Below are 23860 nucleotides of genomic sequence, written 5' to 3'. Positions count from 1 at the left end.
AGGAGCAACGGTATGGGGCATCGATCTTTGCCACTATGGTGGTTGGCGTTTGCAGCGGCACTGATTCCCTTGCTGACGATCCACCTGACCTTTGCCGTGTCGGTAATAGAAGGGTATGTGTCGTGGTGTGTGCCGTATTGGGACAGCTGCACCAGTATCAGCCGCACAGGGCGCCACGGTACCGCTTATTTCATTTTTAAGGGGACCATGCTGCCGGCAGCGCTGCTGGGGATTCTGTTCTGGTGGCTGAACGGTCTCTGGTTGCGCCAGCTTGGTGTTCAGGCTCGGCGTGTTGCCTGGATTCCATGGCTCGGGTTGGTTGCCTGTGCTGCCCTTGCCTTTTATACCCTGGCGCTGGGCCATGCGGGGGACGGCTTTAACCTGACTCGCCGTATTGGCGTTGTTCTGTACTTCTCATTCACCTATCTGTGCCAGTTGCTGATCAGTGCCTGCCTGATGAATCATCCCAGGTGGTATACCTCTGGCCTGCGCTTGTTGCGCCTTTGCCAGCTGACGCTGGCGGTGGGCATTCTCTCGGTGATTCTGACCGCAGTGGTGCCGGACTGGTACAGCCAGAAAGACGATGCCTTTGAGTGGGTGCTGGCGCTGCTGATCAACCTGCACGCGCTCTGGCTGGCGTTGCTTTGGCGGCGCAGCGGGTTTCGCGCCAGGCTGTGGGCGGATTGACGGCCGGCGGGACAGGCTGGGGCCAGCTTGCTAGACTGCCGGCAAAACGGACCTCATGAGCCTGCCACCATGACCACGATGACATCATCAAGCCCGTGCCCCTGTAGCAGCGGCAAGGCCTACCAGGATTGCTGCCAGCGCTGGCATTCCGGGCAGCCGGCACCTACCCCCGAGGCGCTGATGCGCTCTCGCTATGCGGCGTTTGTGCTGCGCAATCCCGACTACCTGATGGCCACCTGGCATCCGGATACCCGGCCCACGGAGCTGGGGCTGGAAAACTCTCCGGAGTGGGCATCACTGCAGGTTCTGGATGCCAGTGAGCAGGGCGCCCGTGGCCGTGTCCACTTCCGTGCGCTCTACCGGGCCGGAGTTGGTTGGGGTTATCTGGAGGAAATCTCGGAGTTTGTGCGGGAAGGCGATCGTTGGTTTTACGTGGCCGGCGAAACGAGCGAGGGTGCCCTCAAACCCGGCCGCAACGAACCTTGCCCGTGCGGCAGCGGGAGAAAGTATAAAGCCTGTTGCCTGAAAGGCTGATAACAGGAAATCCTGTCATATTGAGGAGGTCAGACGTTAGTGCCGGGTTAGGATAATTCATGGGGTTCCCGTCACCCTTGGTGTGCTAGATTATCTCGTCCAGTGATGAGGAACCTATGCACTCAAAGACCCCGGTTAACCCGGAAACCACCAAAGGCGTTCTCTATGGGCTGGCTGCCTACACCCTATGGGGCAGTTTTCCCCTGTACTTCGCGTTGTTTGAGGGAATTCCCGCCTGGGAAGTCCTGATTCACAGGGTAATCTGGTCCTGCCTGTTTCTCGCCATCGTGATTTCCCTTCTCACACGCTGGCCGGCGGTAATCGCAGCGTTGAAGCAGCCAAAGAGGCTGGGTTTCGTGCTCGGTTGTGCGGTGTTCATTGCCCTCAACTGGGGGGTCTACATTTATGCGGTGGAAACCCGGCACGTGCTGCAGGCCAGCCTGGGGTACTTCCTTACCCCGCTGGTAAATGTGGCCATGGGGCTGCTGATTCTGGGGGAGCGCATTTCACGCTTGCAGGTGATTGCCGTGGCTCTTGCGGCGGTGGCAATTCTGTACCAGTTTGTCCTGCTGGGTGAGCTGCCGTGGATTACTCTGGTGCTGGCGTTCAGCTTTGGCACTTATGGGCTGCTTCGAAAGAAAGTCGAGCTGGATGGACTGTCGGGCCTGTTTGTGGAAACTCTGCTGTTGCTTCCGCTGGGGCTGTTGACGCTGGCCTGGCTGTCCTCGGAGGGTTTGTCTCACTTTGGCGGCACCAGTTACAGTACCTTGCTGCTGCTTTCCAGCGGTGCGGTTACCGCCATTCCCCTGCTGGCCTTCGCCGGTGCCGCCCGGCGGCTGAAGCTCTCGACGGTGGGATTCCTGATGTACATCAACCCCACCATCCAGTTCCTGATTGCGCTTTTTGTGTTCCACGAGCCCTTGAGCACCGCAAAACTGGTGAGCTTTGGCATGATCTGGTTGGCGCTGGGGATCTATTCCTGGTCGGCTTGGGGGCAAAGGGGGAGATCGTGAAACAGTGCATCACCGGCTATCACCAAGACGATGAAAATCATTGGGTGGCGCAACTGGCCTGCGGGCATAACCAGCATGTGCGTCATGATCCGCCCTGGGTGAACCGGCCATGGGTTGTTACCCCGGAAGGGCGGCAGTCCATGCTGGGGTTTGAGCTGGACTGCAAGAAGTGTGATGAGGGGGCGCCGGCAGACGAGCAGCCAGGCCCTCAGGCCATCGTCTCCAGATAGGCTTCCAGTTCGTTGGCCAGCCAGCCTACCACGGCGCCGCCCTGGGCTTGTTCTGACTCCAGGGCGCTGAACACCTTCCACCAACGCGCGCTGCGGTGATGGATGGTTTTCAGCTGTTCTTTCCGCAGTGCCTCAGCAATCAATGGTAACGGCAGGTCCGCCCAGCCGGCGCCGTCCATCACCGCATCGCGGATCAACTCGTACTGGGTAAATGCCAGGTAGTTGGCGGTTTCCGGTGAGTCTGCCACCAGCACGGAATCCTGCATGTAGGCAATGGTGATTTCGGTATGGCTGATCAGATCATCCTGGGTTACCCGTTTCAGTTGGCTAAGCGGATGCTCGGGCGCAGCGACGGTCAGCATGCGCACGTCAGCCAGCTCGCGGAACCATTGGTAGCCTTCATTCATCAGTTCCGGCATCAGCCCGTAGGCGACATCCACCGACTGGTTTCGGACCAGCGAGGGCAGTTCTCGTGGGGGCGCCAGGTAGATCGACAGGCTGGTTTGCGGAAATCGCTGTTTCAGGCGGCGCAGAATGTCCCGCCAAATGTCCTCGGGAATGGCATCGTCCCGGGCGATGCGCAACACCGATTCGGCCCCGCTCAGGTGGTGCTGGCAGCGGGCCTGTATCTGGCCGGCGACCTGATCGAAGCGCCGGCAATCGGTGAGAATGGACTGGCCGATGGAGGTCAGATGCAGCTGGTTACCGCTGCGTTCAAACAACTCAACTCCCAGTTCATCCTCCAGCGAGGCCAGCACGGTGCTCACTGTGGTTCGGCTGCGGTTCAGCTCCCTGGCGGCTGCGGCAACGCTGCCGTTCCGGACCACGGACAGAAAGATTTTTATCTGGGAAGTCTTCATGGTTATCTCGTTGCGCCGGATTTTCCGTCGCTCAGCGACTCACGCCTTCGTGGTGATGCCGATAATATGGCCGGCAATTCTCAGGAGGTCAAAATGTTTACTTCTCTGGCGCGGGAAAATATGGCGCTGACATTATCTGCGGCCGGTGCGGGCTTGTTTGCTGTCGTCGGTATCGGCTGGGGGCTTTGGGTTGATTCCCTGGTCATTCTTTTCGATGGCGCCTACTCACTGATCAGCCTGGCGCTGTCCCTGCTTTCACTCTATGCCGCTCGCCTGGTGCGTCGGCCAGCAACAGAAGACTATCCGTTTGGTTTGGGTGCGGTGGAGCCGCTGGTGATTGCGGTGAAAGGCCTGGTTATTGCCCTGGTGTGTGTGCTTTCGCTGGCCTCGGCGGTGGTTTCGTTGCTGCAGGGTGGCCGTGCGGTGGCCGCCGATATGGCCATGGTGTTTGGTGCGGTGAACGTGGTGGGTTGCCTGGCCGTGTGGGTGTATCTACGCTGGTCCAGCTTTCAGAACGACTCCGGCCTGGTCAGGGCCGAGCAGAGGCAGTGGCTGATGGACAGCGCCCTGAGTGCTGCCGTGATGATCGGTTTTGCCGCCGCCTGGATGCTGGAGAAAAGCCAATGGTCTGCACTGGCAGTCTATGCAGACCCGGTGATGATGCTGGTGATCTCGGTGTATTTCATGACCGTGCCGGTGAGGATGATTCTGGAGTCAGTGCGGGAGTTGCTGCTGGCGGCACCCTCGGAAGAGGCCATGGACGATATCCAGGAAACCCTGGAAGACCTTGGCTTGAATCCGGGCCAGGTGAGAGTGGCGAAGTTGGGCCCTAACCTGCTCCTGGAAGCTCGTATGGTCAGAATCTGAACCTGGTGTTCTGGCATCAGCCAGCCTTCAGCCCGCCGATGGACAGAATCAGTCTGCGGGTGTCGTCCTTTTCGACGGCCAGGTAGTCCAGCAGGGCCTGAAGCGCGCCGTTTGGATCCTCCGGGTGGTTTGAAGCAAACCGTTTGACCAGCTCAATCTGGACATGCAGATCCTGGAAACGGCCATAGAGATCCTGGCGCTGTCGTAGGGTCTTAAGGGCGGATTTCCAGCTGTCGATGTCCAGTTCCATGAGGTAGCGGATGCGCTTCAGGAGTTTGCGGAGATTGTGGATGTCCTCATCTGGCGCGTCGTGCAGCAGTTCGGCGGTTTTCCGGTTGAACATGCGCAGCCGGTGTTCAACGCTTTTTTGAGCGTCCCTGGTACTGAGTTTGTCGATCAGTTTGCGGAACTCCCTTGACTGCAGCTCGTCCTCCCAACTGTGCAGGCTCTGCCGGTAACGTTTGCTTCCAAGCCGTTTCGCCAGTTTTTTCTGTTCCTTGCCCACCCGCGCGCAGACCCATTGCTCCAGTGCCCGCAGGAGCTCTGGCTGGTCACTGCATAGCTGCGGCAGATCCTGGCGGAAGACGTGCAGATCCCGCAGGTTACTCGTGGCCTGGGCGTGTCGTTTCAGGTGGGAAATGTGGCTCTTCAGTGATTTGTTTCCGGTTACCTCGGCCAGGGATTCGGCCACGGCGCGGCTGCGACGAAGGGCAATGCGATACTGGTGGAGAAACTCATCGTCCAGGCCGAGCATCACCCCCCGATGTAACTGGTTAAGACTCTCGGCCTGCCCCAAAAGCACTGACGGAGTGTCTTTGACCGTCGCTTTGCCGGCGTTCTTGTGCCGTTTCTGGTTCTTGCGTTTGAACGCCTCATAACTGAAGTCCACCGGGGTTAGAAAGGTTTCAAGCCGACCTTCCCGTTTGCCGAGTTTGCGCCAGTGTTTGATTGGTAAACGTATGTGAATAAAACTGGCGGTGGGGAGTTCAAAGGGAGCGTGCGGCACCAGGGTGGCTGCCAGTTCCAAAAGCGCCGGGTTGTGCCCGACAATGGCCAGGGTTTGCGCCTCATTGTCACAGTTCTGCAGCCACTGTAATAGACGCCGGTAATCAAAGGTATAGAGTTCCGGGTTAGTGTAAATCTGCGCTTCACCCATCGAGGGATGCAAAATGCCTTTAAGCGTTTGTTGGGCGCGCAGGGCAGGGCTTACGTGAATCTCTCCTGCCATGGCCCCGTAACGCAGCAGCGCCTTCCCGAGCGGTGCCAGCTGTTGCTCGCCTCGTGGGTTTAGCGGGCGGTCCTTGTCGCTGAGGTTGTCGTTATCCCAGCTGGACTTGGCATGGCGGATGAGAAAAAGGTGTTTCACGGTGAGCTCTCCCCGGCACGACTGACATGAAACTTTAGTCTGACACAAGCTCAAGTCGTTTACATGACGGCCGATACCCGAACTACCTGAAAGGCTTGATACAAATGGCCTGGCTACCAAGTCGACATGTTTTACTTGAGTATTGGTATACAGGCGTTAACAAACTGGAACAGCCTTGTACGTGGCACTGTGGATAATCCCGAGGCCAGAGCAGACAATCCGGAGCAGAACCATGACATTGTTGAGCAACCTGACCATCCGAGCCCGCCTGTTGATTGGCGTATTGGTGCCGGTACTGATTACGGCGGGTACCATTGCCTGGATCACCGCCAGCCAGATTCAGGCAAACGGAGAAGCCGAGTTGGAACGCCTGGAGGAAGAGCTTCTGGATGCCCGTAAGGAAGGCCTGAAGAATCTCGTGGAAACGGCCCGGGCAGTGGTCATGGATGCCAAGAACAACTCTGGGTTGTCTGATAGAGACGCCCGCGAGGAGGCTCGCAAACGGCTACGCTCCATCACATTCGGGCAGGATAACTACGTTTTTGCCTACGCCCGTAATCTGGATAATCTCGCCTACGCTCCGGACCCTTCCCGCGAGGGGCCGACGACCAACCCCAATACACAGAAACTGGTTCGGGACCTGTTCTCAGCGGCGGGAACCGACGGCTTTTATGAGTACGACTGGACAAACCCCGCCTCGGGCGAGGTAGAGCCGAAAGTGTCTTATTCAAGCATCATCCCGGGCTGGGATTGGATGATGGGTGCCGGTATTTACGTCACCGATATTGAACGGGTATTGGTTGAGGCACGAAAGGAAATCGATTCGGCTATGGCGGCGGCCATGGGCTTTATTCTGTTGGTGACGGTTATCGTAGTTGCCGTGTCCCTGATCATAGGGCTGGTGATTGGCCGAACGGTGACGGCGCCCCTGAATAAAGTCAGCGATATGATGCAGGAAATCGCCGACGGTGATGGCGACCTACGCCAGCGTCTGCCGGAAGACGGCAAGGATGAGTTGGCTGAGCTAGGCCGCCGGTTCAATCATTTCGTGATCAAGATTCAGGATACTATTCGTGAAGTGGGCTCAACCACCGATCAGGTCGCCTCGGCCGCCGAAGAGCTGAGCCGTGTGGCCAACGAAACCCGCCAGTCGGTTCAGGAACAGGGCTCGGAAACAGACCAGATTGCGTCGGCGATCAATGAAATGGCAGCCACCATCCAGCAGATTTCCGGCAATGCCAACGAAGTGGAAAGCGCCGCTTCAGACGCCGACCGCATGGCCCGTGAGGGTGGTGAAACGATCACCAGCGCGCAAGGTGCCGTCAACCAGTTGTCCGAAGAAATGGAGAGCACGGCGGCCAGCATTAACGCCCTGGCGGAGAAGTCCAATGATATCCAGCAGGTTCTGGATGTGATCCATGCCGTCACCGAGCAGACCAACCTGCTGGCGCTTAACGCGGCCATCGAGGCTGCACGGGCGGGTGAGCACGGTCGTGGCTTCTCGGTGGTGGCGGACGAGGTTCGGCAGTTGGCCAAACGCTCTGCGGAATCCGCCGATCAGATTCGGGAAATGATTGACGGCTTTGTGGCCGAATCCAAGGCTTCTGTTGAACGGATGAACCATTCCCGCAAGAGTTCCGAGGCTACCGTCGAACGCATCAATCACGCCACTGGTGCGCTGAACACCATTGTGACATCGGTGACCCAGATCCATGATCAGGTTACCCAGATTGCCACGGCGGCGGAGCAGCAGAGCCAGGTGGCCGAGGAAATTAACCAGAATGTGGTGCGTATTGTCGACGCTGCCCAGCGTAGCGACACCGGGGTTAACCAGACCAATGAAGCCAGTCACGAGCTGGCGCGGCTGGGTGAAAACCTGCGTGAGCTGGTGAGCCAGTTCAAGGTCTGATTCCGGCGAGGCCGGCCTGCCGCATTGGCGTGGCTGGCCTCCACGGTTATCATGGCTTTCCGTTATTTGTTCGTTTTACCCTCAAAGCAATAACAATGGAAGCCAACACCATGTCTATGCACAGAATCTTCGTGGCGGCCCTTACGTTGGTTGCCCTGCTGACCAGCCCGTTTGCGGCGGCCGAGAAAACCTACACCATCCGCCTGGCTGAAACCTGGGGCCCGAACTCCAAAATCCTGGGTGAGACTCCTCGCAATATGGCCGCGATGGCGGAGCGGATGTCCAGCGGCCGCCTGAAGTTCCGGATTGATTCTTCGAACAAGCACAAGGCGCCCTTCGGTATTTTTGACCTGGTGCGCAACGGCCAGTATGACATGGGCCACACCGCCTCGTACTACTACAAGGGCACCATCCCCAACGCCATGTACTTCACCACCATACCGTTTGGCATGATCACGCCGGAAATGTATGCCTGGTTCTACCACGATGATGGCATGGCGCTGATGCAGAAGGTCTACGAGCCCTATGGCCTGCTGTCGTTTCCGGGCGGTAATACCAGCAACCAGATGGGTGGTTGGTTTCGCAAGGAAATCAATTCCCTGGACGACCTCAAAGGCCTGAAAATGCGCACCCCAGGCTTTGCCGGAGAAGTGATGGCCGAGCTGGGTGTGGCGGTTACCAACCTGCCGCCAGGCGAGCTATACACCGCCCTGGAGCGGGGCACCATTGATGCCGTGGAATGGGTTGGACCAGCTCTGGATTTCCAGATGGGATTCCATCAAATCGCCAAATACTACTACTCTGGTTGGCAGGAGCCCAACGCTGAAGTTCAGTTCCTGATCAATAAGAAAACGTGGGATTCGCTGCCGGCTGACCTCCAGGAAATCCTGCGGGTGTCCATGCGCACGGCGGCCTACGACATGTACATCCAGAGCACCCACGAGAGTGGTGTCGCCTGGAGCCGCATGACTGAGGATTATCCGGAGGTGACCCACAAAGTGTTCCCGCCAGAGGTAATCAATGCCCTGCGTGACACCACCAATCGCCTGCTGGACGAGTTCGCAGAGAAGGATGAACTGGCCCGAGAGATCATTACGTCGCAACGCGACTATCTCAGCCAGGTACGGCCCTGGACCAATATTTCGGACAAGGCGTATCTGGATAGCGTTGCAGATCAGTGAGCCGCATTTCGGCAAGCGTGCCGAAGTGAGCTGAGATCAAGGGGCGTCGGGATTGCGGATTATCCCGACGCCCCTTTCTGTTTGCCCCTGTTTCTGGAAAAATAAGCCGCTCATTCTGTGGGCAGGGCCGATGAAACAGACACTGCTATCTCTGAGCAACCTCGCCAAGCAATTTGACGGCAAGACGGTACTGGATTCGCTGGACCTGGAGATCCTTGATGGCGAGTTCATTACCCTGTTGGGGCCGTCCGGTTGTGGCAAAACCACCCTGTTGCGGCTGATGGCCGGTTTCGAGCATCCGGATGACGGTACCATTCTGCTGGGTGGCCAGGACCTGACCCACACACCGCCGGAGAAACGCCCGCTCAACACCGTGTTCCAGAACTACGCGCTGTTTCCCCATATGTCGGTGTTCGACAACGTGGCCTATGGCCTGAAAATGGAAAAGCGCCCGAAGGAAGAAATCCGCCAGCGGGTCGACGAAGCCCTGGCCATGGTTCAGTTGGAGGAGTTTGCCAGGCGCAAGCCGCATCAACTCTCCGGTGGTCAGCAGCAGCGGGTAGCGATTGCCCGTGCGGTCGTCAAACGGCCGAAGATGCTGCTGCTGGACGAGCCCCTGTCAGCCCTGGACTACAAATTGCGGCGCACCATGCAGGTGGAGCTCAAGCGCCTGCAGCGGGAACTTGGGATTACCTTCGTGTTCGTGACCCACGACCAGGAAGAAGCCTTGTCCATGTCAGACCGGGTCGTGGTGCTCAAGGATGGCCTGATCCAGCAACTGGGCACGCCCAGAGAGGTATACGAGCGGCCGGCGAACCTGTTCACCGCCCGGTTCGTGGGCGAAACCAATTTTTTCCCGGGCCGGATCGACAAAGCCAACGGCGATGACACCATTACCGTGGACGTTTTTGGCCTGAAACGCACGTTTCGCAAGCCTGACTTTTCAGTGGCCGCCGGCCAGCCTCTGCACGTTCTGTTGCGCCCGGAGGACATCCGAGTGCTGGCGCCGGATGACGACGACGGTGTGGCCGGTAAGGTGGTGGAACGGAACTACAAGGGCAGTACCCTGGATTCGGTTATTCACCTTGAAGACGGTACCGAGGTACTGGCGTCGGAATTTTTTGATGAGGATGACCCAACCTTCGATTATCGACTGGGGGAACCGGTGAAGGTGAGCTGGGTGGATGGCTGGGAGTGGCTGTTGCCCATGGAGAGCCCGGAAGCCGAAGCGGAAACCAGTCTGGATGAGTAGCGTCACACAGCAGCCGTTCCGAACGGCGGTACTGGTGCTGGTCTGGGGCTGGCTACTGTTCCTGGTACTGACCCCGAACCTGCTGGTGGTCGGTGCCAGTGTGATGACCCGGGACCCGGGCAGTTTTCTGTCTCTACCACTGAACCTGGATGCCTACCGGCAGTTGATGAATCCCCTGTACCTGGATGTGTTCCTGCATTCGCTGTACATGGCGGCCATGACCACCCTGATTTGTCTGCTGATCGGCTATCCCTTCGCCTGGGCGCTCACCAAGGTCGGCAAACAGCGGCAAATGTTGCTGATTTTCCTGTTGATTGTGCCCTTCTGGACCAACTCCCTGGTACGTACCTACGCGCTGAAACTGCTGTTGGCGACCAATGGCCTGATCAATAACGCGTTGATGTCCATAGGGGTCATCGATGAGCCCTTGCGAATGCTATACACCGAAGGCGCTGTCATTGTCGGGCTGGTGTATCTGTTGCTGCCCTTTATGATCCTGCCGCTGTACGCGGTATTTGATGATCTGAAGGAAGATCTGCTTCGGGCCTCTCACGACCTCGGCGCTGGCCGTCTTTCCACCTTTATCCACGTTATCGTGCCTCTGACCCTGCCGGGAGTGCTGGCGGGTGTGATGTTGGTGTTGTTGCCAGCCATGGGCCTGTTCTTTGTGCCGGATATCCTTGGTGGCTCCCGCAATCTGCTGGTGGGTAACGTTATCAAGAACCAGTTCCTGGACGCCCGTAACTGGCCCTTCGGCGCCGCCGCCAGCATCGTATTGACCCTGGCCATGGCGTTTTTGATGTTTGCCCACCGCTTGAGTAAGCGGCGCATCGGGGAGGAGGGCGTATGAACCGCTGGTTGCCACGCACCTATCTGACGCTGGTTTACCTGTTGCTGTATGTCCCGATCGTGGTGCTGGTGGTGTTTTCCTTCAACGATTCCCGTAGCGGCTATGAATGGGGCGGGCTGAGCCTGCGTTGGTACGAGGCGCTGTTTAACAACCGGGCCATGGTGCAGGCCATGTGGAACTCCTTGTGGTTGGCTTTGTCTGCCGCCACCGTGTCGACCATGATCGGGGCGCTTACAGCCCTGGCTCTGCACCGCTACCGGTTCCGCGGCAAGAAGCTGCTGAACGGCATGCTGTTCATCGTAATGATGTCACCGGAAATCGTGCTGGCCATTTCCCTGCTGGCGCTGTTCTTGATGGTCGGCCTGAAACTCGGTTATGTGTCGTTGCTGCTGGCCCACGTCACCTTCTGCTTGCCGTTCGTGGTGATTACCGTGATGGCGCGCCTGAGCGGATTTGATGAACGCCTGCCGGAAGCCGCCCGGGATCTGGGCGCCAGCGATTTCACCATGACTCGCACGGTACTGATTCCGGTGATTATGCCCGCTTTGGTGGCAGGCTGGCTGCTGGGGTTTACACTGTCACTGGATGATGTGGTCGTCAGTACCTTTGTCAGCGGCCCGAGTTATGAAATTCTGCCCCTGCGCATCTACTCCATGGTGCGGGTGGGTCTGAAACCGGAAGTGAATGCATTGGGTACGCTGTTGCTGGTGTTCTCACTGTTCATGCTGATCTTGTCTCAATGGATACTGTTAAGGAGTAGACGATGAAGAAACTGGCACTGGCCGGCCTGCTGGCCGTGGGCCTCACGGGCTGCAGTTCTGAAGATCCTCAGGTGCTCAACCTGTACAACTGGTCTGAATACATGCCTCAGGAAGTCCTGGACAGGTTTACCGAGGAAACCGGTATTCAGGTGGTTTACACCACCTACGACAGCAACGAAGCCATGTATGCCCGCCTCAAGCTGCTGGATGAGAGCGCTGCCTACGATCTGGCTGTACCATCGACCTATTACGTCAGCAAAATGCGCCAGGAAGACCTGCTGATGCCCATTGATCGCAGCAAGATCGAAGGCTTTGGCAACCTGGACGATGATCTGGTTAATCTGGATATTGATCCGGACAACCAGTACAGCATTCCCTACCTCTGGGGCACCACCGGAATTGCCGTGGACACCGATGACGTGGAAGGCGAGGTAACGGCCTGGGCCGACCTTTGGGACGAGCGCTTTCAGGGCCGTGTCATGCTGACCAACGACATGCGCGAAGTGTTCCACGTGGGCTTGCGGGTACTTGGTTACTCCGGTAACAGCACCGACCCGGAGGAAATCGAGCAAGCCTACGAAAAACTGGCAGAGTTAATGCCGTCGGTACGCACCTTTAACTCCGATGCGCCCCGTATGCCCTATCTGGAAGGCGAGGCGGACGTGGGCATGATCTGGAACGGTGAGGCGGTTATGGGTAAGGAGACCATGCCGAGCCTGGAGTATGTCTATCCACAAGAGGGCATTATCGCCTGGCTGGACAGCTTCGTGATTCCCAAAAATGCCCGTAATCCGGAAGCGGCCCACCAGTTCATCAGCTTTGTGTTACAGCCTGAAATCGCGGCGTTGATCAGCGAGGATATTGGTTATGCCACGCCCAACCAGGCGGCGCTTGAGTTGCTGGACGAGTCTGTTGCCAACGACCGCGCTAGCTACCCGACCGATGCGGATATGGAGAATGCTGAATTCCAGGCGGATATCGGTGATGATGCTTTGCAGATCTACGCAAAGTTCTGGGAAATGCTGAAATCCGGCCGTTGAGGCCTCCTGCCAGGGCGGCGTCAGTGCCGCCCTGAATTCTTCCCGTCAGAATAGTTCTGTAACTGCTGTCTACGGTTTATACTGAAGGCATAGCGTCCATCAGAAGGTTTCGCTTTGCGCCCCTCTTTCAGTCGCACTTTATTCTGGCTTGCCTCACTCGTTTTGGCGCTATGCCTGTCCCAGCCGGCGTTGTCTGCGATGCAGCCAGTGGACGAAGGTTGGCAATATCGCTGGGGCGACTCCCCGTTCTTAGCTGACGGCACACCGCTTTGGCTAGACGAACCGGACAGCGCCGAACACTGGCAAGACATTGCTTTCCCTTCCAACCCTCCTGGCCGCGATGGGCGAGAACATGCCTGGTTCCGGGTGACATTACCGGAGGGGGAGTGGTACGCGCCGGCACTGTATATCTACAGCGTCGATATCATCCTGCAGGTGTGGTTCCGGGGCGAGTTGCTGTACCAGTACGGCAGTTTCGACGAGCACGGCCGTGGCAAGTTTGAAGGCTGGCCCTGGCACGAGATTCCGTTGCCCGATGGCTACGAAGGCGAAACCATGTACTTCCGTGTGTTCTCCAATTACACGGATATCGGGTTATGGGGTGAGGTGGCCATTCTCGACCACCCGGACCTGGTGCTACACATCGTCAGCAATTCGGCCGAGAGCCTGGTCATTGCCGCGTTATCCGGACTGATTGCACTTCTTGCCCTGGTATTCGCCCTGATTCAGCGAGGCCAGAGGAGTTTCGCCAGCATTGCCCTGTTTGCATTCCTGACCGGCGTGATGCTGCTGGCGGAAAGCCAGGCCAGTTTGCTGATCCTGTATCAGCCGTTGTTGTGGGACTATCTGGCGGCGGGTTCCTATTATTTGATTCCGGTTGCACTGGCGCTGTTACTGAGCCAGTGGCTGGACGCCCGGCGCCCCCGTCTGGTTCGCTGGCTGATGTGGTTGCATATTGTGTTTGCGGCCCTGGCTCTTCTGCTGGCGCTGCTCGGGTTAGTCAATCTGTCCTCAACATTCCCGGTGTTTGACAGTGTGTTACTGATCTCCCTGGGATTGATGGTAGCGGTCGTTATCAGGAATTTCAGTAGCTTGTATCGGGAGCAACAGGTGTTTCTGATTACCTGCGGCGTGTTTATCGTTTTGCTGATTCTGGATATGGCGGTTGCCCATGGTTTTCTCCCCTGGGGGCGGGTGCCGGTCAGCTGGGGGGCGCTGGCCTTCTCGCTGGCGCTTATCAGCATTTCGGTGTGGCACTACGGCAAAACCCAACAGGCCTTGCATCAGTTGACCGTTGAGCTGGAGCAGAAAGTGGCTGAGCGCACAGCCCGTGCTGAAGCGCTGGCCGAGCGAGAGGTAGAGCGGTCAAGGTTGTTGGCACTGGAGAGCAAGAAAAGCCAGAAATTGGCGGATACCATTGCCGCGCTTCAGGACTGTGCGGGCGTGGAGGAAGCTTTCCAGCCGTTGCTGCAGGCGCTGCCGCAACTGTACTTGCCGATCGCCGGCTGTTTCTACCGGCGCAACCCGGGGGGCGGCTATGATCGGGCCAGCCTCTGGGGTAAATCTGCTGCCAACACCTTTCCACCCAGCCTGGCGCCGGATCTCTCCGGCCTGACGGAGACCGTTTTGCCCGTGCAGAGCCAGGACGTTCCTGCACAGCTCTGTTTCCTGCTCCGGGTTGAGCCTGCCCAGTTCGGGAACGTTCCTGAGGGCGTGTTGCTGTTGGAGCGTCCGAACCTGCCGGACCTGGTGAAAGATTATGGCACTGCTCGGGTGATTGCCTGGGTGTACCAGTCTGTAGAGAAGATCGGAATTACCCTGTCAGGGCTGGCTCTGCGATCCGAATTGCAACGGTTTTCCTATGAGGACAGCCTGACGGGTCTTAAAAACCGGCGCTACTTTGATGAGTTATTCCGACATGAGCGGGAAGTCGCTATCCGCTCAGAGCGCCCACTGAGCCTTCTGATTTTCGATATCGACCACTTCAAGCGCTTCAACGACAGTCATGGCCACGATGCCGGTGATGAGGTTCTGCGAATGGTTGGGAGAGTTCTTGAGAACTGTTTTCGCGGGAGCGATACGGTATGCCGTTACGGGGGAGAGGAGTTTACGGTTCTGATGCCCGGGGCGTCGCTGGAGGAAACCCGCCAGAGGGCTGAAAATCTTCGGGTAACCATCGCCGAATCTCAGGTTGAATACCTTGGAAAGCAGCTGGGCAGCTTGACAATATCGGCAGGTATTGCAGGCTGGCCGGAAAGTAGCCCGGAGTTCGACGAGCTGTTCCGGGCAGCCGACCGAGCGCTGTATCAGGCCAAGGCTGCTGGCCGTAACCGGGTGGTTACGGCCAGTGTTTGAGCTCAGTGCCAGATGTTGCTGTCGATTTTCTCGTGCAGCTCCGGGTAATCCTTTGACTTGAAGTGAGGCACCAGCCCCTCCTTACGTTGGGCCAGGTAGTCCTTGGTCAACTTGGCCACCGTGCCGGACAGCAGCACAATCGCCACCAGGTTGATGGCAGCCATCAGGCCCATGGAGGCGTCTGCGGCGTTAAATACCGTAACCACTGCCTCGTACCCACCCCAGATAACCATCGCCAGCGCTGCCACGCGAAGCAGTGTCAGGCCCAGGGTGTTGCCGCCTTTCAGGTAGATCAACGCGTTCTCGGCATAGGTGTAGTTGGCGACAATGGATGTGAACGCGAAGAACAGGATGGCAACGGCAATGAAGTAGCCACCGAAATCACCCAGGTGGACTTCCATAGCCTGCTGGGTCAACTGGGTGCCGGTGATGCCGGAGCCCGGCTCCAGAACACCCGCGAGCAGAATCATCACTGCGGTGGCGGTACAGATAATAATGGTGTCGATGAACACGCCGAATGCCTGAACCAGGCCCTGAGAGGAGGGGTGGTGTGGCGCCGGGGTGGCGGTGGCGGCGATGTTCGGAGCAGAGCCCATGCCCGCCTCGTTGGAGAATAGACCGCGCTTGATGCCGTTGAGCATGGCGGCGGTGATTGAACCGGCGGCGCCACCGGCGGCTTCCTCAAGGCCGAAGGCGCTTTTCACGATCATTGCGAGAATACCGGGTACTTCGGTAATGTTCAGGGCCATTACAACGAGTGCCAGTAAGACGTAGGCGCCTGCCATAAACGGAACCACGAACTCGGCAAAACGCACAATCTTGCGCAGTCCGCCAAATATCACAATGCCGGCAAGCGCCGCGATGACCACGCCAACACCCAGTTTGGGCGCACCAAAGGCCCCCTCCATGGCATCGGCGATGGAGTTAGCCTGCACGGCGTTGAACACCAGGCCGAAGGAGATGATCAGGCACACCGCGAAAATGACCGCCGCCCAGGGCGCTTTCAGGCCCTTGGCGATGTACACCGCCGGGCCGCCCCGATATTGGCCCTTGCCGTCACGCACTTTGTACAGCTGTGCCAGGGTGCTTTCCGCGTAGCCGGTGGCCATGCCTACCAACGCCACCATCCACATCCAGAAGATGGCACCGGCACCGCCGAGGTACAGGGCCACGGCCACGCCTGCCAGGTTGCCGGTGCCGACGCGGGAGGCCAGGCTGGTACATAGCGCCTGGAAGGGTGAGATGCCGTGAACGTCGCTTTCACGGGAACCGCGGATGGCCCGGACCATTTCGCCAAAATTGACGAACTGCAGAAAACCCAGGCGGATGGTGAAGAAGATACCGACGGCCAGCAGGCCGTAAACGAGGACATAACCCCAGAGAATCGAGTTGAGAAAATCGACAATTGCAGTCATGGGTAGACGCCTTGTGATTTGAATGTTGTGAATGAAAAGTAACGCAAGGCGGGGGAGTCTAGCACGGTGAAAATCTGATCAGACTGCGGAAATCCGTGATTGCCAGGGCGCCGGGCATTTGCATCACCGGCCCCCGGAATAGAGTGAAATGTCTGTCAGACTACCAACACCGGGCATTTTGCGTGCGACGCCACCCTGTGCGAGACGCTGCCCAGGAACATGCCGTCTTTATCGCTGTTGGTGCCCTTGGTGCCAACGACGATCAGGTCCGCCTCCTTGTCCTGGGCAAATTTTACAATCACCTTGGATGGCCGGCCGGATTTCACAAAGCCACGCACTTTGCTGGCTCCGTGTTCTTTGGCTCGTTCCTTGGCGTGATTAACAACGCCCTTGGCGTAGTCCGACAGCACTTTGTCCGGAATGTCCATGTTGTCGGGCCGACCAATCGATAAGGAGGCCTCGAACAGGCTGTGGTGCTTGTAGACGCACAGGATAAAAATTTCGGCATCTGGAATCAGCTTCTGCAGGTCAATTGCCTTATCCAGCGCCTTCAGCGAGGTTTTGGAGCCATCCACGGCTACCATAATCCGTTTGAACATAGGTCTCTCCTGTTACTGGCCGGTTACCCGGCTCAGTCTCGGTAAGCCAGGTCCCTCAGGAACAGAGCGATATCCGGGAAGGCAATGATCAGCCCGGCGGCGGCCACCAGCATGAAGATGAACGGTGGCGTGCCCCGGATCACTTCCATGTAGGGGCGCTTGAAAATGGCGATGGCGGTGAATATGTCACAGCCAAACGGCGGCGTGGCCGAGCCTATGGCCACCTGCAGGGTGATCAGCACGCCCACCAGAACCGGGTCCAGCCCGGTGGCCTGGATGGCCGGAGCAAAGATGGGGGTGAGCACCAGGATGACCACAATCGGGTCAACAAACATACAGGCGATAAAGAAGGCAATACAGATGGCAATCAACACACCCACCGGGCCGGCTTCGTTGACACCGACAGTCTCCAGAATGGCCTGGGGAATCTGGGCAAAAGAGATAATCCAGGAGAAGCCATTGCCGACGGCAACCAGAATGAAGACCACGGCGGTAATCAGGCCGGTGGATTTCGCAATCTTGTAAACGTCTTTGAGTTTCAGGGAGCGGAAAATCACGAATTCCAGCAGGAAGGCGTAGAGCACGCACACGGCGGCTGCCTCGGTGGGGCTGAAAATGCCGCCGTAGATACCACCCACAATGATGACCGGGAACATTAGCGGCCAGGAGGCATCCCGCACCGAAAGCGCCCGTTGTTTCCAGCTGGCTTTCTCTTCGGTTGGTACGTTGTGCTTGTACGCGTAGAACAGGCAGTACAGGGAAAACATGAACAGGATCAGAACGCCCGGGCCGATACCGGCAATGAACAGTTCGGCAATGGAGGTCTCGGAGATAACCCCGTAGATAATCATCCCGATACTTGGGGGAATCAGGAACGCGATGTCACTGGCGTTGATGATCAGTGCGAGCGTGAAAGGGTCAGAGTAGCCTGCTTTCAGCATCTTCGGGCGCAGTGGCGAGCCGACCGCCACAACCGTGGCCTGGGTTGAACCGGAAACCGCCCCAAACAGCGTGCAGGAGGTGGCGGTACTGATGGCCAGGCCGCCCTTGATGTGGCCAATGAACGCCATGACCATGTTGATCAGCCGGTCGGCCGACTGGCCCCGGGTCATGATATCGGCGGCCAGAATAAACATGGGTACTGCAATCAACGACGCCGGCCGGATACCACCCATCATTTGCTGGATGAAGGTTTGCATCTGGCCGAAGCCGTCGAACATCATTACAAAGCCAACCACCGCCGCGGTGGTCAGTGGGATCATCATCGGGAAGCCCAGCAGCAGTAGCCCGATCATGATCAACATGAGAATAGTTGCCATAAGTAATCTTCCTGTTCCTTATCGGGTTACGGCTGTCTCAGACCTCGGACTCGGTGTCAGCATAGCCATCCACCACACCGGTTGAGAGGTAGACGTCCTTGCTGGTGAGGTTTTTGATGGCGGTCAGGAAATACTGGATACCAGTAATGGCGAAACCGATGGGCGCCCAGATGTAGATGATCCAGATAGGTATACCTAAGGCAGGCAAAATGCGGCCGCGGCTATACAGAGTCTCGATGTAGCCGTAGGCGTGATAACACAGGAAAAACATCACCACCGAGGTGAACAGGGCAATGAAGATCATCAGCACTTTACGCGCTTTGGCGGGCAGGGCGTCGTAGACTGCAGACATGCGGATGTGGCGGCCATGGCGGGCAGCGTAGCCAATACCGGCGAAAGTGATCAGTATGATCAGGATGCGGTTGATCTCACCAGAGAAGAACAGCCCCTGTCCGAAAGCAAAGCGTCCTATCACATTGGCGCAGGTGTTGATAGCCATAAGAATGACACCGGCGGCAAGCATAACGGCTTCAACCTTGGCGATCCATTCATCGATGGTGCCCAGAAAGCCCGGTAAACCGGACTCATAGCTGCCGGTATCGTCTTCAACAACCTCCTCGGGATGTTCAGACATGGATTCCACTCCAGAATCATTCGCTCCCGGCCGGTAAGGACCCCGGCGGGGCGGGGGTTAAACCAGGGCCGGACATCAAAGGGTGGCGAAGCGCCACCCTTTGAATCCTGCCGCTTTACTGTCCCTGAACGGCTTCTAGATCGGCCTTGAACTGTTCAAGCAGCTGCTTGCCACGCTCGCCGGTCATGTTGATGAAGCGCTCTTCCACCTGCGGGGCGCGGGCACGGAAGGCTTCGATCTGTTCTTCGTTCAGGCGGGTGACGGTGACCCGATCACTGGCGGCCTGGATTTTCTCCAGAGCCTCGTCGGCCAGGCCATCGATGTGAACGATGATCTCTTCAAAGGCGTAGTCCGCGGCGTCGCGAACCAGCTTTTTGTCTGCATCAGAAAGACCATTGAAGAAGTTCTGGTTTGCCATCATGGCGGTGGTGAACCAACCGTGGCCGGTGAATACCAGATTCGGGGAGACCTCGTACAGACCACCGGATTCGATCCAGAAAATCGGGTTTTCCTGACCCTGGATCATGTTGGTCTGCAGGGCACCGTACACTTCGCCCCAGGGCAGCGGCGTAGGTGTGGCACCGAAAGCGGAATAGGTTTCAGACAACAGCGGGTTGGTCATTACCCGAATCTTTTTATTGTTGAAGCCTGCCGGGGACGTTACCGGTTCGTCCACCGTGACCACCATTTCACCCTCGGGGTACATCTTCAGCAGTTCCAGGCCCTGCTCGGCATAAAGCTCCGGGAAGTCTTCGTTGATGGCTTTGGATTCCCGGAAAAACTTGATGACCGTGTCCATATCGGTAGGCATCAGGTAGGGAATGAAGAAGATCTGTGCTTCGGGAATGAGGGAGCCGGTGAAGCCCGGGGACTGGTTTACAAAATTAAGAATACCGGCCTGGGTTTGCTCCATGATGTCGTCAGATTCGCCCAGCTCACCAAATCGGAACACCTGCACCGTATGGTCGGAATTCTCCTCTACGTATTCCTTGAATTTGTAGGCGTAAACGTCCTGAACATCACCCTCGTATTCTTCATGGGCATAGCGCCAGTTGGCGGCGTTTACCGAGTTTGCCGCAGTGATCGCTGCAAAGGCGAACGCCGAAAAACCGGCCAGTTTCCTGAATTTACTTGTGTTGCTCATCGCGCTGTCTCCGTTTGTTTTTTTGCTGAAATCCTTTGTTACATTATTAAAGACTGGCAAAACATGAGGGTTTTCGCAAGGAAATGGCCAAAATCAGATAATTCAGGCGACAGGTTTTATTGGTATCGCAAGTCTATGAATTTTCGATTTATTCGGTTTTCTGTCTTACTCAGGGGAGGAAAAAATTGAATTTTTGATGGCGGGCAGGTGGATGACAGGCGGCCTTGTGGCCGCCTGTCATGTTACGTTAACCGCCCGGTACCCAGGTGTTACACCAGCCATCGGCATTGACCAGTACATCGCTGAACTGCGGGTGGCGGCAACCGCCCCATCCCCCGGAAACTTCCCCGGCCCAAAACGCACAGTTGGAACACTTGTTTCCATCCTGATATTTCTCATGATCGCTGGTACTACCGTCGTTCACGTAGTCCAGTGCATGGCCGTCCTCCGCTCTCGGCTTCTCGGCTCGGGCTGCCGGAACGTGTGTAGCTACCCGTGCCAGTGGAACGGCAGCGACACCTAACGCGGCAGTGCGCAGGAATACCCGTCGACTTTTATTGAAATCGCTCATTGGTAACTCCTTTCTCTCTCATCATTTGTGGATTGCCCTGCCGGAACCGGGGTTCAGGCAACGGCGAGGGCAGCAGAACCACCCTACCAAAATGATTCGGTCATGCACGGCGTTTGGATGACATCGGTTAATGATGACGCGGGTTTAATCCGGTGTTCATGAGAAAGGCACGGAACTCATCAGCAACCCGGGAAACGCTGTGCTCCAGCCGGTGGTTGTCGGGTAACAGCAGGATTGGCAGGTTCTGCGCTTGCGCCAGTTCAATGACCGGCATAGGTGGCACCACGTCGTCCTGCCAACCGTGGATGATCTGGGTATGCCGAGCCTGAATGCGAGGCCGGCTTTGGGGGTAATCGGGGAGGGCCAGGGCTGGCGCCAGCAGGAAACAGCCCAGTACCGGTGTGTCTGCACTGGTTTGCGCACACACCCAGCCGCCCATGCTGGAACCGGCAAGAATGGTCCGGGCCGGGTCAGCACCCGCTGCCGCCATGGCATCTCGCATTTGCCCAAGGCGCTGGGCCGGGTCTTTGGTGCTACGATGATCAATGGCTTCAGCGTGGACGCCGGCGAACGACTCCGCCACCGTTTTAAGGGCCTGGATCTTGGTACTCCCGGGGCCGCTTTCGAGCCCATGGGAAAGAAAAACGAAAGTTTCGGGTGCAGACACGGGATTTACTCCGGTGGTTGGTCAGGAACTTTGTCGTTAAGTCGGGTTATGAGCGGATTGCCACTCGCAATCGTATTCCTTCTTGTCAGCAGAAAAGGAGTCTAACAATGCACACGACACGATGGCAGCGGTGGTCGCTGATCGCCCTTATGGTTGCTGCTTTGCCAGCATGGACCGCCGAGTGCCCCGCGTTTCTCGACCATGACCAGCGCAAGCTGCACTCCAGGGATTCCGTCAACCTGTGTGACCTGGCCGCCGGCCAGCCGATGCTGGTTGTGAACACCGCAAGCCGTTGCGGTTATACCGGCCAGTTTGAGGGGCTCGAAGCGCTGCATCAGACATTCCGCGACAAGGGCCTGGTTGTGGTGGGCTTCGCCAGCGATGATTTCCGGCAGGAGGCGAGCACCGAAGAAGAAGCCGCCGAGGTTTGTTTCGTCAACTTTGGTGTCACCTTCACGATGATCGCGCCCGGGCCGGTGACCGGTACCCAGGCGAACCCTGTGTTCCGCGAGATCAACCGTCAGAGCCAGCCGCCGCGCTGGAACTTCACCAAATACGTACTGGACCGGGACGGCAAGGTCACCGCCAGCTTCCCCAGCCGGGTTCGCCCGGACGATCCTCAGTTAATGGAAGCCATTGAAGAGGTGCTCTGATCCCGGGTTTGCGCCAGGATGTCGAGAGCATGACGGCGCTGTGCCGGGTCATAGATATCGACGGTGAACATCAGTTCGTCTACGTGGATATCCGCCAGCAGGTTATCGAGCTGTTGGCGTATGTCACCGGCGTTGCCCATCACCTGTAACCCCAGGAAATCCAGTACGCTGGCCTTCTCACCGGCATTCCACAGGCCGTCCATGGATGCAACCGGCGGTTTCATCCACAGGGGCTGGCCACGGAACAGAGACAGAATGCGCTGGTAACTGGTGGTGGCCAGAAACTTTGCCTGATCCAGGGAGTCGGCGGGGATCGCCGGTATGGCCAGCATGGCGTAGGGCTGTTCCAGTTGCTCGGAGGGTTGGAAGTTGTCCCGGTAAACCCTCAGGGCTTCCCGGTACAGCCTTGGGGCGAAGTGCCCAGCGAAGGCATAGGGCAGGCCCCGCGCTGCTGCCAGCTGGGCGCTGAACAGGCTTGAGCCCAGAAGCCAGATGGGCACCTCGGTGCCCGCCCCGGGAATCGCCTTGACCGGTTGGCCCGGTTGCAGGGGGCCGAGCAGGCTTTGCAGGCGGGCCACATCTTCCGGGAACTGTTCTGCTCCCAGGCCTTCACGGCGCAGCGCCCTGGCCGTGATCGGGTCGGTACCCGGTGCCCGGCCAAGGCCAAGGTCAATGCGCCCCGGATAAAGGCATTCCAGGGTGCCAAACTGTTCAGCGACCACCAACGGCGGGTGATTGGGCAGCATGACGCCGCCAGAGCCAACCCGAATGGTGTTGGTTCGGCCAGCGATATGACCCACCAGCACAGACGTGGCGGAACTGGATATGCCCTCCATGTTGTGGTGTTCGGCCAGCCAGAACCGCTTGAAGCCCAGTGTTTCGGCATGTTGGGCGTAGGCAACACTGTTTGCCAGCGTGGTGCTCACCGAATCACCTTCGCGGACGGAGGCCAGTTCGAGCAGGGAATAATCGGGCAGGGTAGGCATAGTTCTCCGATATGATGAGCTTCGAGACCACTGACAGTGGTGTTTCTTATGTGTATTTTCAAGGATAGTCGAGATTGACTTCCTTTCGTCTGGAACATCCACGTCCCGAATTAAGTGGCTCTCTACTAGGAGAAATAGGTGAACAATCCCAGCGATTATTATGAAAACGATACCACCCTGGCCCAGTATCTGGAGTTTCACTTTGGTGAATCCTGGCATGGCGAGGCGAATTTCCCGAAAGAGCTGGCGGAGGCTGCCCTGGAGGCACTGAATGGCCGTGAAACCTGTCGGGCGCTGGATATCGGCTGTGCGGTGGGGCGAACCACGCTGGAACTGGCCCGCCATTTTGATCATGTCGATGGCGTCGATTTTTCCCAGACCTTTGTGAACACCTGCCGGGATGTTGTGGCCAGCGGTAGGGCCCGCTACGCCAGGCCGGAAGAGGGTGAGCTGGTCAGTTATCAGGAGCGCTCACTGGCGGCACTGGGTCTGGCAGAAGCGGCTCAACGCGTCGCTTTCCACCAGGGCGATGCCTGCGATCTGGGGCAGGACTACCGGGATTATGATCTGGTGCTGGCGGGTAACCTGATCGACCGGTTATACAAGCCGTCCCTGTTTCTTGAAACCATCCACGAGCGGATCAATGATCTGGGTTTGCTGGTGATCGCATCACCTTACACCTGGCTGGAAGACTACACGCCGAAATCCGAGTGGGTGGGCGGTTACCTGAAAAACGGTGAGCCTTTCACCACGCTCGACGGCCTGAAGGATATGCTGGCGTCTCATTTCAAGTTGTTGGGCGAGCCACGAAGCCTACCGTTCGTGATCCGGGAAACCCGTAACAAATTCCAGCACAGCTTTTCAGAACTGACCATCTGGGAAAAGTTGCCGGCCTGACGAGCGCTGTCACTGAACGGTCATGTTCGGGTGTTAATTTAAAGACTCATCAGGACGACACGCATTGTGT

24 protein-coding genes are annotated in these 23860 nt (G+C 57.7%); 14 read left to right on the top strand and 10 right to left on the bottom strand.

Annotated features, from left to right (window positions below; translation table 11 throughout):
- Positions 1–12: 12 nt before the first annotated feature.
- The 4 genes from ACZ5Q2_RS02965 to ACZ5Q2_RS02950 all read left to right on the top strand — a co-directional run bounded on the left by ACZ5Q2_RS02965 (position 13) and on the right by ACZ5Q2_RS02950 (position 2464).
- Positions 13–687 (top strand): Frag1/DRAM/Sfk1 family protein, encoded by a 675-nt coding sequence (locus ACZ5Q2_RS02965; RefSeq protein ID WP_058093024.1) that lies wholly within the window; start codon positions 13–15, stop codon positions 685–687.
- A gap of 69 nt (positions 688–756) precedes the next feature.
- Positions 757–1221, top strand: coding sequence for a YchJ family protein (locus tag ACZ5Q2_RS02960; RefSeq protein ID WP_228263862.1), 465 nt, complete (start codon positions 757–759; stop codon positions 1219–1221).
- Positions 1222–1337: 116 nt separating this feature from the next.
- Positions 1338–2234, top strand: a complete 897-nt coding sequence (gene rarD / locus ACZ5Q2_RS02955) for an EamA family transporter RarD (protein WP_432210465.1) — start codon at positions 1338–1340, stop codon at positions 2232–2234.
- Entirely contained in the window at positions 2231–2464 is a 234-nt protein-coding gene (locus ACZ5Q2_RS02950; protein ID WP_432210466.1) for a DUF3565 domain-containing protein, read from the top strand. Before rarD ends, ACZ5Q2_RS02950 begins: the two co-directional genes overlap by 4 nt.
- Here the strand turns inward: ACZ5Q2_RS02950 and ACZ5Q2_RS02945 are convergent.
- Positions 2443–3324: a LysR family transcriptional regulator gene (locus tag ACZ5Q2_RS02945; protein ID WP_152437102.1), complete on the bottom strand. Its 882-nt coding sequence runs from the start codon at positions 3322–3324 to the stop codon at positions 2443–2445. The genes ACZ5Q2_RS02950 and ACZ5Q2_RS02945 overlap by 22 nt on opposite strands.
- A 93-nt stretch (positions 3325–3417) precedes the next feature.
- On the opposite strand from ACZ5Q2_RS02945, the gene ACZ5Q2_RS02940 reads away from it, so the two are divergent.
- The gene (locus tag ACZ5Q2_RS02940; RefSeq protein WP_072678717.1) at positions 3418–4191 is read left to right on the top strand and encodes a cation diffusion facilitator family transporter; all 774 of its coding nucleotides are present in this window, start codon (positions 3418–3420) and stop codon (positions 4189–4191) included.
- Positions 4192–4207: 16 nt separating this feature from the next.
- Here the strand turns inward: ACZ5Q2_RS02940 and ACZ5Q2_RS02935 are convergent, their stop codons facing one another.
- The gene (locus ACZ5Q2_RS02935) at positions 4208–5557 is read right to left on the bottom strand and encodes a CHAD domain-containing protein (RefSeq protein WP_432210467.1); all 1350 of its coding nucleotides are present in this window, start codon (positions 5555–5557) and stop codon (positions 4208–4210) included.
- Between the two features lie 232 nt (positions 5558–5789).
- Between ACZ5Q2_RS02935 and ACZ5Q2_RS02930 the strand changes: the two genes are divergently transcribed.
- The 7 genes from ACZ5Q2_RS02930 (at position 5790) to ACZ5Q2_RS02900 (ending at position 14905) form a co-directional block, all read left to right on the top strand.
- A complete protein-coding gene (locus ACZ5Q2_RS02930) occupies positions 5790–7466 on the top strand; it encodes a methyl-accepting chemotaxis protein (protein WP_420194952.1) in 1677 nt (558 codons plus the stop codon).
- Positions 7467–7576: 110 nt separating this feature from the next.
- Positions 7577–8647, top strand: coding sequence for a TRAP transporter substrate-binding protein (locus ACZ5Q2_RS02925; RefSeq protein WP_416376903.1), 1071 nt, complete (start codon positions 7577–7579; stop codon positions 8645–8647).
- Between the two features lie 130 nt (positions 8648–8777).
- Positions 8778–9899, top strand: a complete 1122-nt coding sequence (gene potA / locus ACZ5Q2_RS02920; RefSeq protein ID WP_432210468.1) for a spermidine/putrescine ABC transporter ATP-binding protein PotA — start codon at positions 8778–8780, stop codon at positions 9897–9899.
- Positions 9892–10749 (top strand): spermidine/putrescine ABC transporter permease PotB, encoded by an 858-nt coding sequence (gene potB / locus ACZ5Q2_RS02915; protein WP_432210469.1) that lies wholly within the window; start codon positions 9892–9894, stop codon positions 10747–10749. The genes potA and potB overlap by 8 nt, the downstream gene beginning before the upstream one ends.
- Positions 10746–11516, top strand: a complete 771-nt coding sequence (gene potC, locus ACZ5Q2_RS02910; RefSeq protein WP_432210470.1) for a spermidine/putrescine ABC transporter permease PotC — start codon at positions 10746–10748, stop codon at positions 11514–11516. Before potB ends, potC begins: the two co-directional genes overlap by 4 nt.
- Positions 11513–12550 (top strand): extracellular solute-binding protein, encoded by a 1038-nt coding sequence (locus ACZ5Q2_RS02905; RefSeq protein WP_432210471.1) that lies wholly within the window; start codon positions 11513–11515, stop codon positions 12548–12550. The genes potC and ACZ5Q2_RS02905 overlap by 4 nt, the downstream gene beginning before the upstream one ends.
- Before the next feature lie 198 nt (positions 12551–12748).
- Positions 12749–14905: a diguanylate cyclase gene (locus ACZ5Q2_RS02900; protein ID WP_432210472.1), complete on the top strand. Its 2157-nt coding sequence runs from the start codon at positions 12749–12751 to the stop codon at positions 14903–14905.
- A gap of 2 nt (positions 14906–14907) precedes the next feature.
- Here ACZ5Q2_RS02900 and ACZ5Q2_RS02895 read toward each other — a convergent pair whose 3' ends face one another.
- The 7 genes from ACZ5Q2_RS02895 to ACZ5Q2_RS02865 form a co-directional block, all read right to left on the bottom strand.
- Positions 14908–16320 (bottom strand): alanine/glycine:cation symporter family protein, encoded by a 1413-nt coding sequence (locus ACZ5Q2_RS02895; RefSeq protein WP_432210473.1) that lies wholly within the window; start codon positions 16318–16320, stop codon positions 14908–14910.
- 155 nt (positions 16321–16475) lie between these two features.
- Positions 16476–16919 (bottom strand): universal stress protein, encoded by a 444-nt coding sequence (locus tag ACZ5Q2_RS02890; RefSeq protein ID WP_432210474.1) that lies wholly within the window; start codon positions 16917–16919, stop codon positions 16476–16478.
- Between the two features lie 32 nt (positions 16920–16951).
- Entirely contained in the window at positions 16952–18238 is a 1287-nt protein-coding gene (locus tag ACZ5Q2_RS02885) for a TRAP transporter large permease (protein WP_432210475.1), read from the bottom strand.
- 37 nt (positions 18239–18275) lie between these two features.
- Positions 18276–18872, bottom strand: coding sequence for a TRAP transporter small permease (locus ACZ5Q2_RS02880; protein WP_058093007.1), 597 nt, complete (start codon positions 18870–18872; stop codon positions 18276–18278).
- A gap of 115 nt (positions 18873–18987) precedes the next feature.
- On the bottom strand, positions 18988–20016 hold the full coding sequence (locus ACZ5Q2_RS02875) for a TRAP transporter substrate-binding protein (protein ID WP_058093006.1): 1029 nt from the start codon (positions 20014–20016) through the stop codon (positions 18988–18990).
- A 247-nt stretch (positions 20017–20263) separates the two neighbouring features.
- On the bottom strand, positions 20264–20587 hold the full coding sequence (locus ACZ5Q2_RS02870) for a high-potential iron-sulfur protein (protein ID WP_061332496.1): 324 nt from the start codon (positions 20585–20587) through the stop codon (positions 20264–20266).
- 127 nt (positions 20588–20714) lie between these two features.
- Positions 20715–21254, bottom strand: coding sequence for a YqiA/YcfP family alpha/beta fold hydrolase (locus tag ACZ5Q2_RS02865; protein ID WP_061332495.1), 540 nt, complete (start codon positions 21252–21254; stop codon positions 20715–20717).
- 149 nt (positions 21255–21403) lie between these two features.
- Between ACZ5Q2_RS02865 and ACZ5Q2_RS02860 the strand changes: the two genes are divergently transcribed.
- Positions 21404–21907, top strand: coding sequence for a glutathione peroxidase (locus tag ACZ5Q2_RS02860; protein WP_061332508.1), 504 nt, complete (start codon positions 21404–21406; stop codon positions 21905–21907).
- On the opposite strand, the gene ACZ5Q2_RS02855 is transcribed toward ACZ5Q2_RS02860, so the two are convergent.
- Positions 21874–22893: an LLM class flavin-dependent oxidoreductase gene (locus ACZ5Q2_RS02855; protein WP_061332494.1), complete on the bottom strand. Its 1020-nt coding sequence runs from the start codon at positions 22891–22893 to the stop codon at positions 21874–21876. The genes ACZ5Q2_RS02860 and ACZ5Q2_RS02855 overlap by 34 nt on opposite strands.
- Before the next feature lie 138 nt (positions 22894–23031).
- Here ACZ5Q2_RS02855 and ACZ5Q2_RS02850 point away from each other — a divergent pair, with 138 nt between their 5' ends.
- Entirely contained in the window at positions 23032–23790 is a 759-nt protein-coding gene (locus ACZ5Q2_RS02850) for a putative 4-mercaptohistidine N1-methyltransferase (protein ID WP_061332493.1), read from the top strand.
- Positions 23791–23860: the final 70 nt, after the last annotated feature.

It is taken from the genome of Marinobacter alkaliphilus (assembly GCF_055394375.1).
The sequence above is the reverse complement of the archived record's forward strand: the minus strand, read 5'-3'. Positions and strand labels throughout refer to the sequence as shown.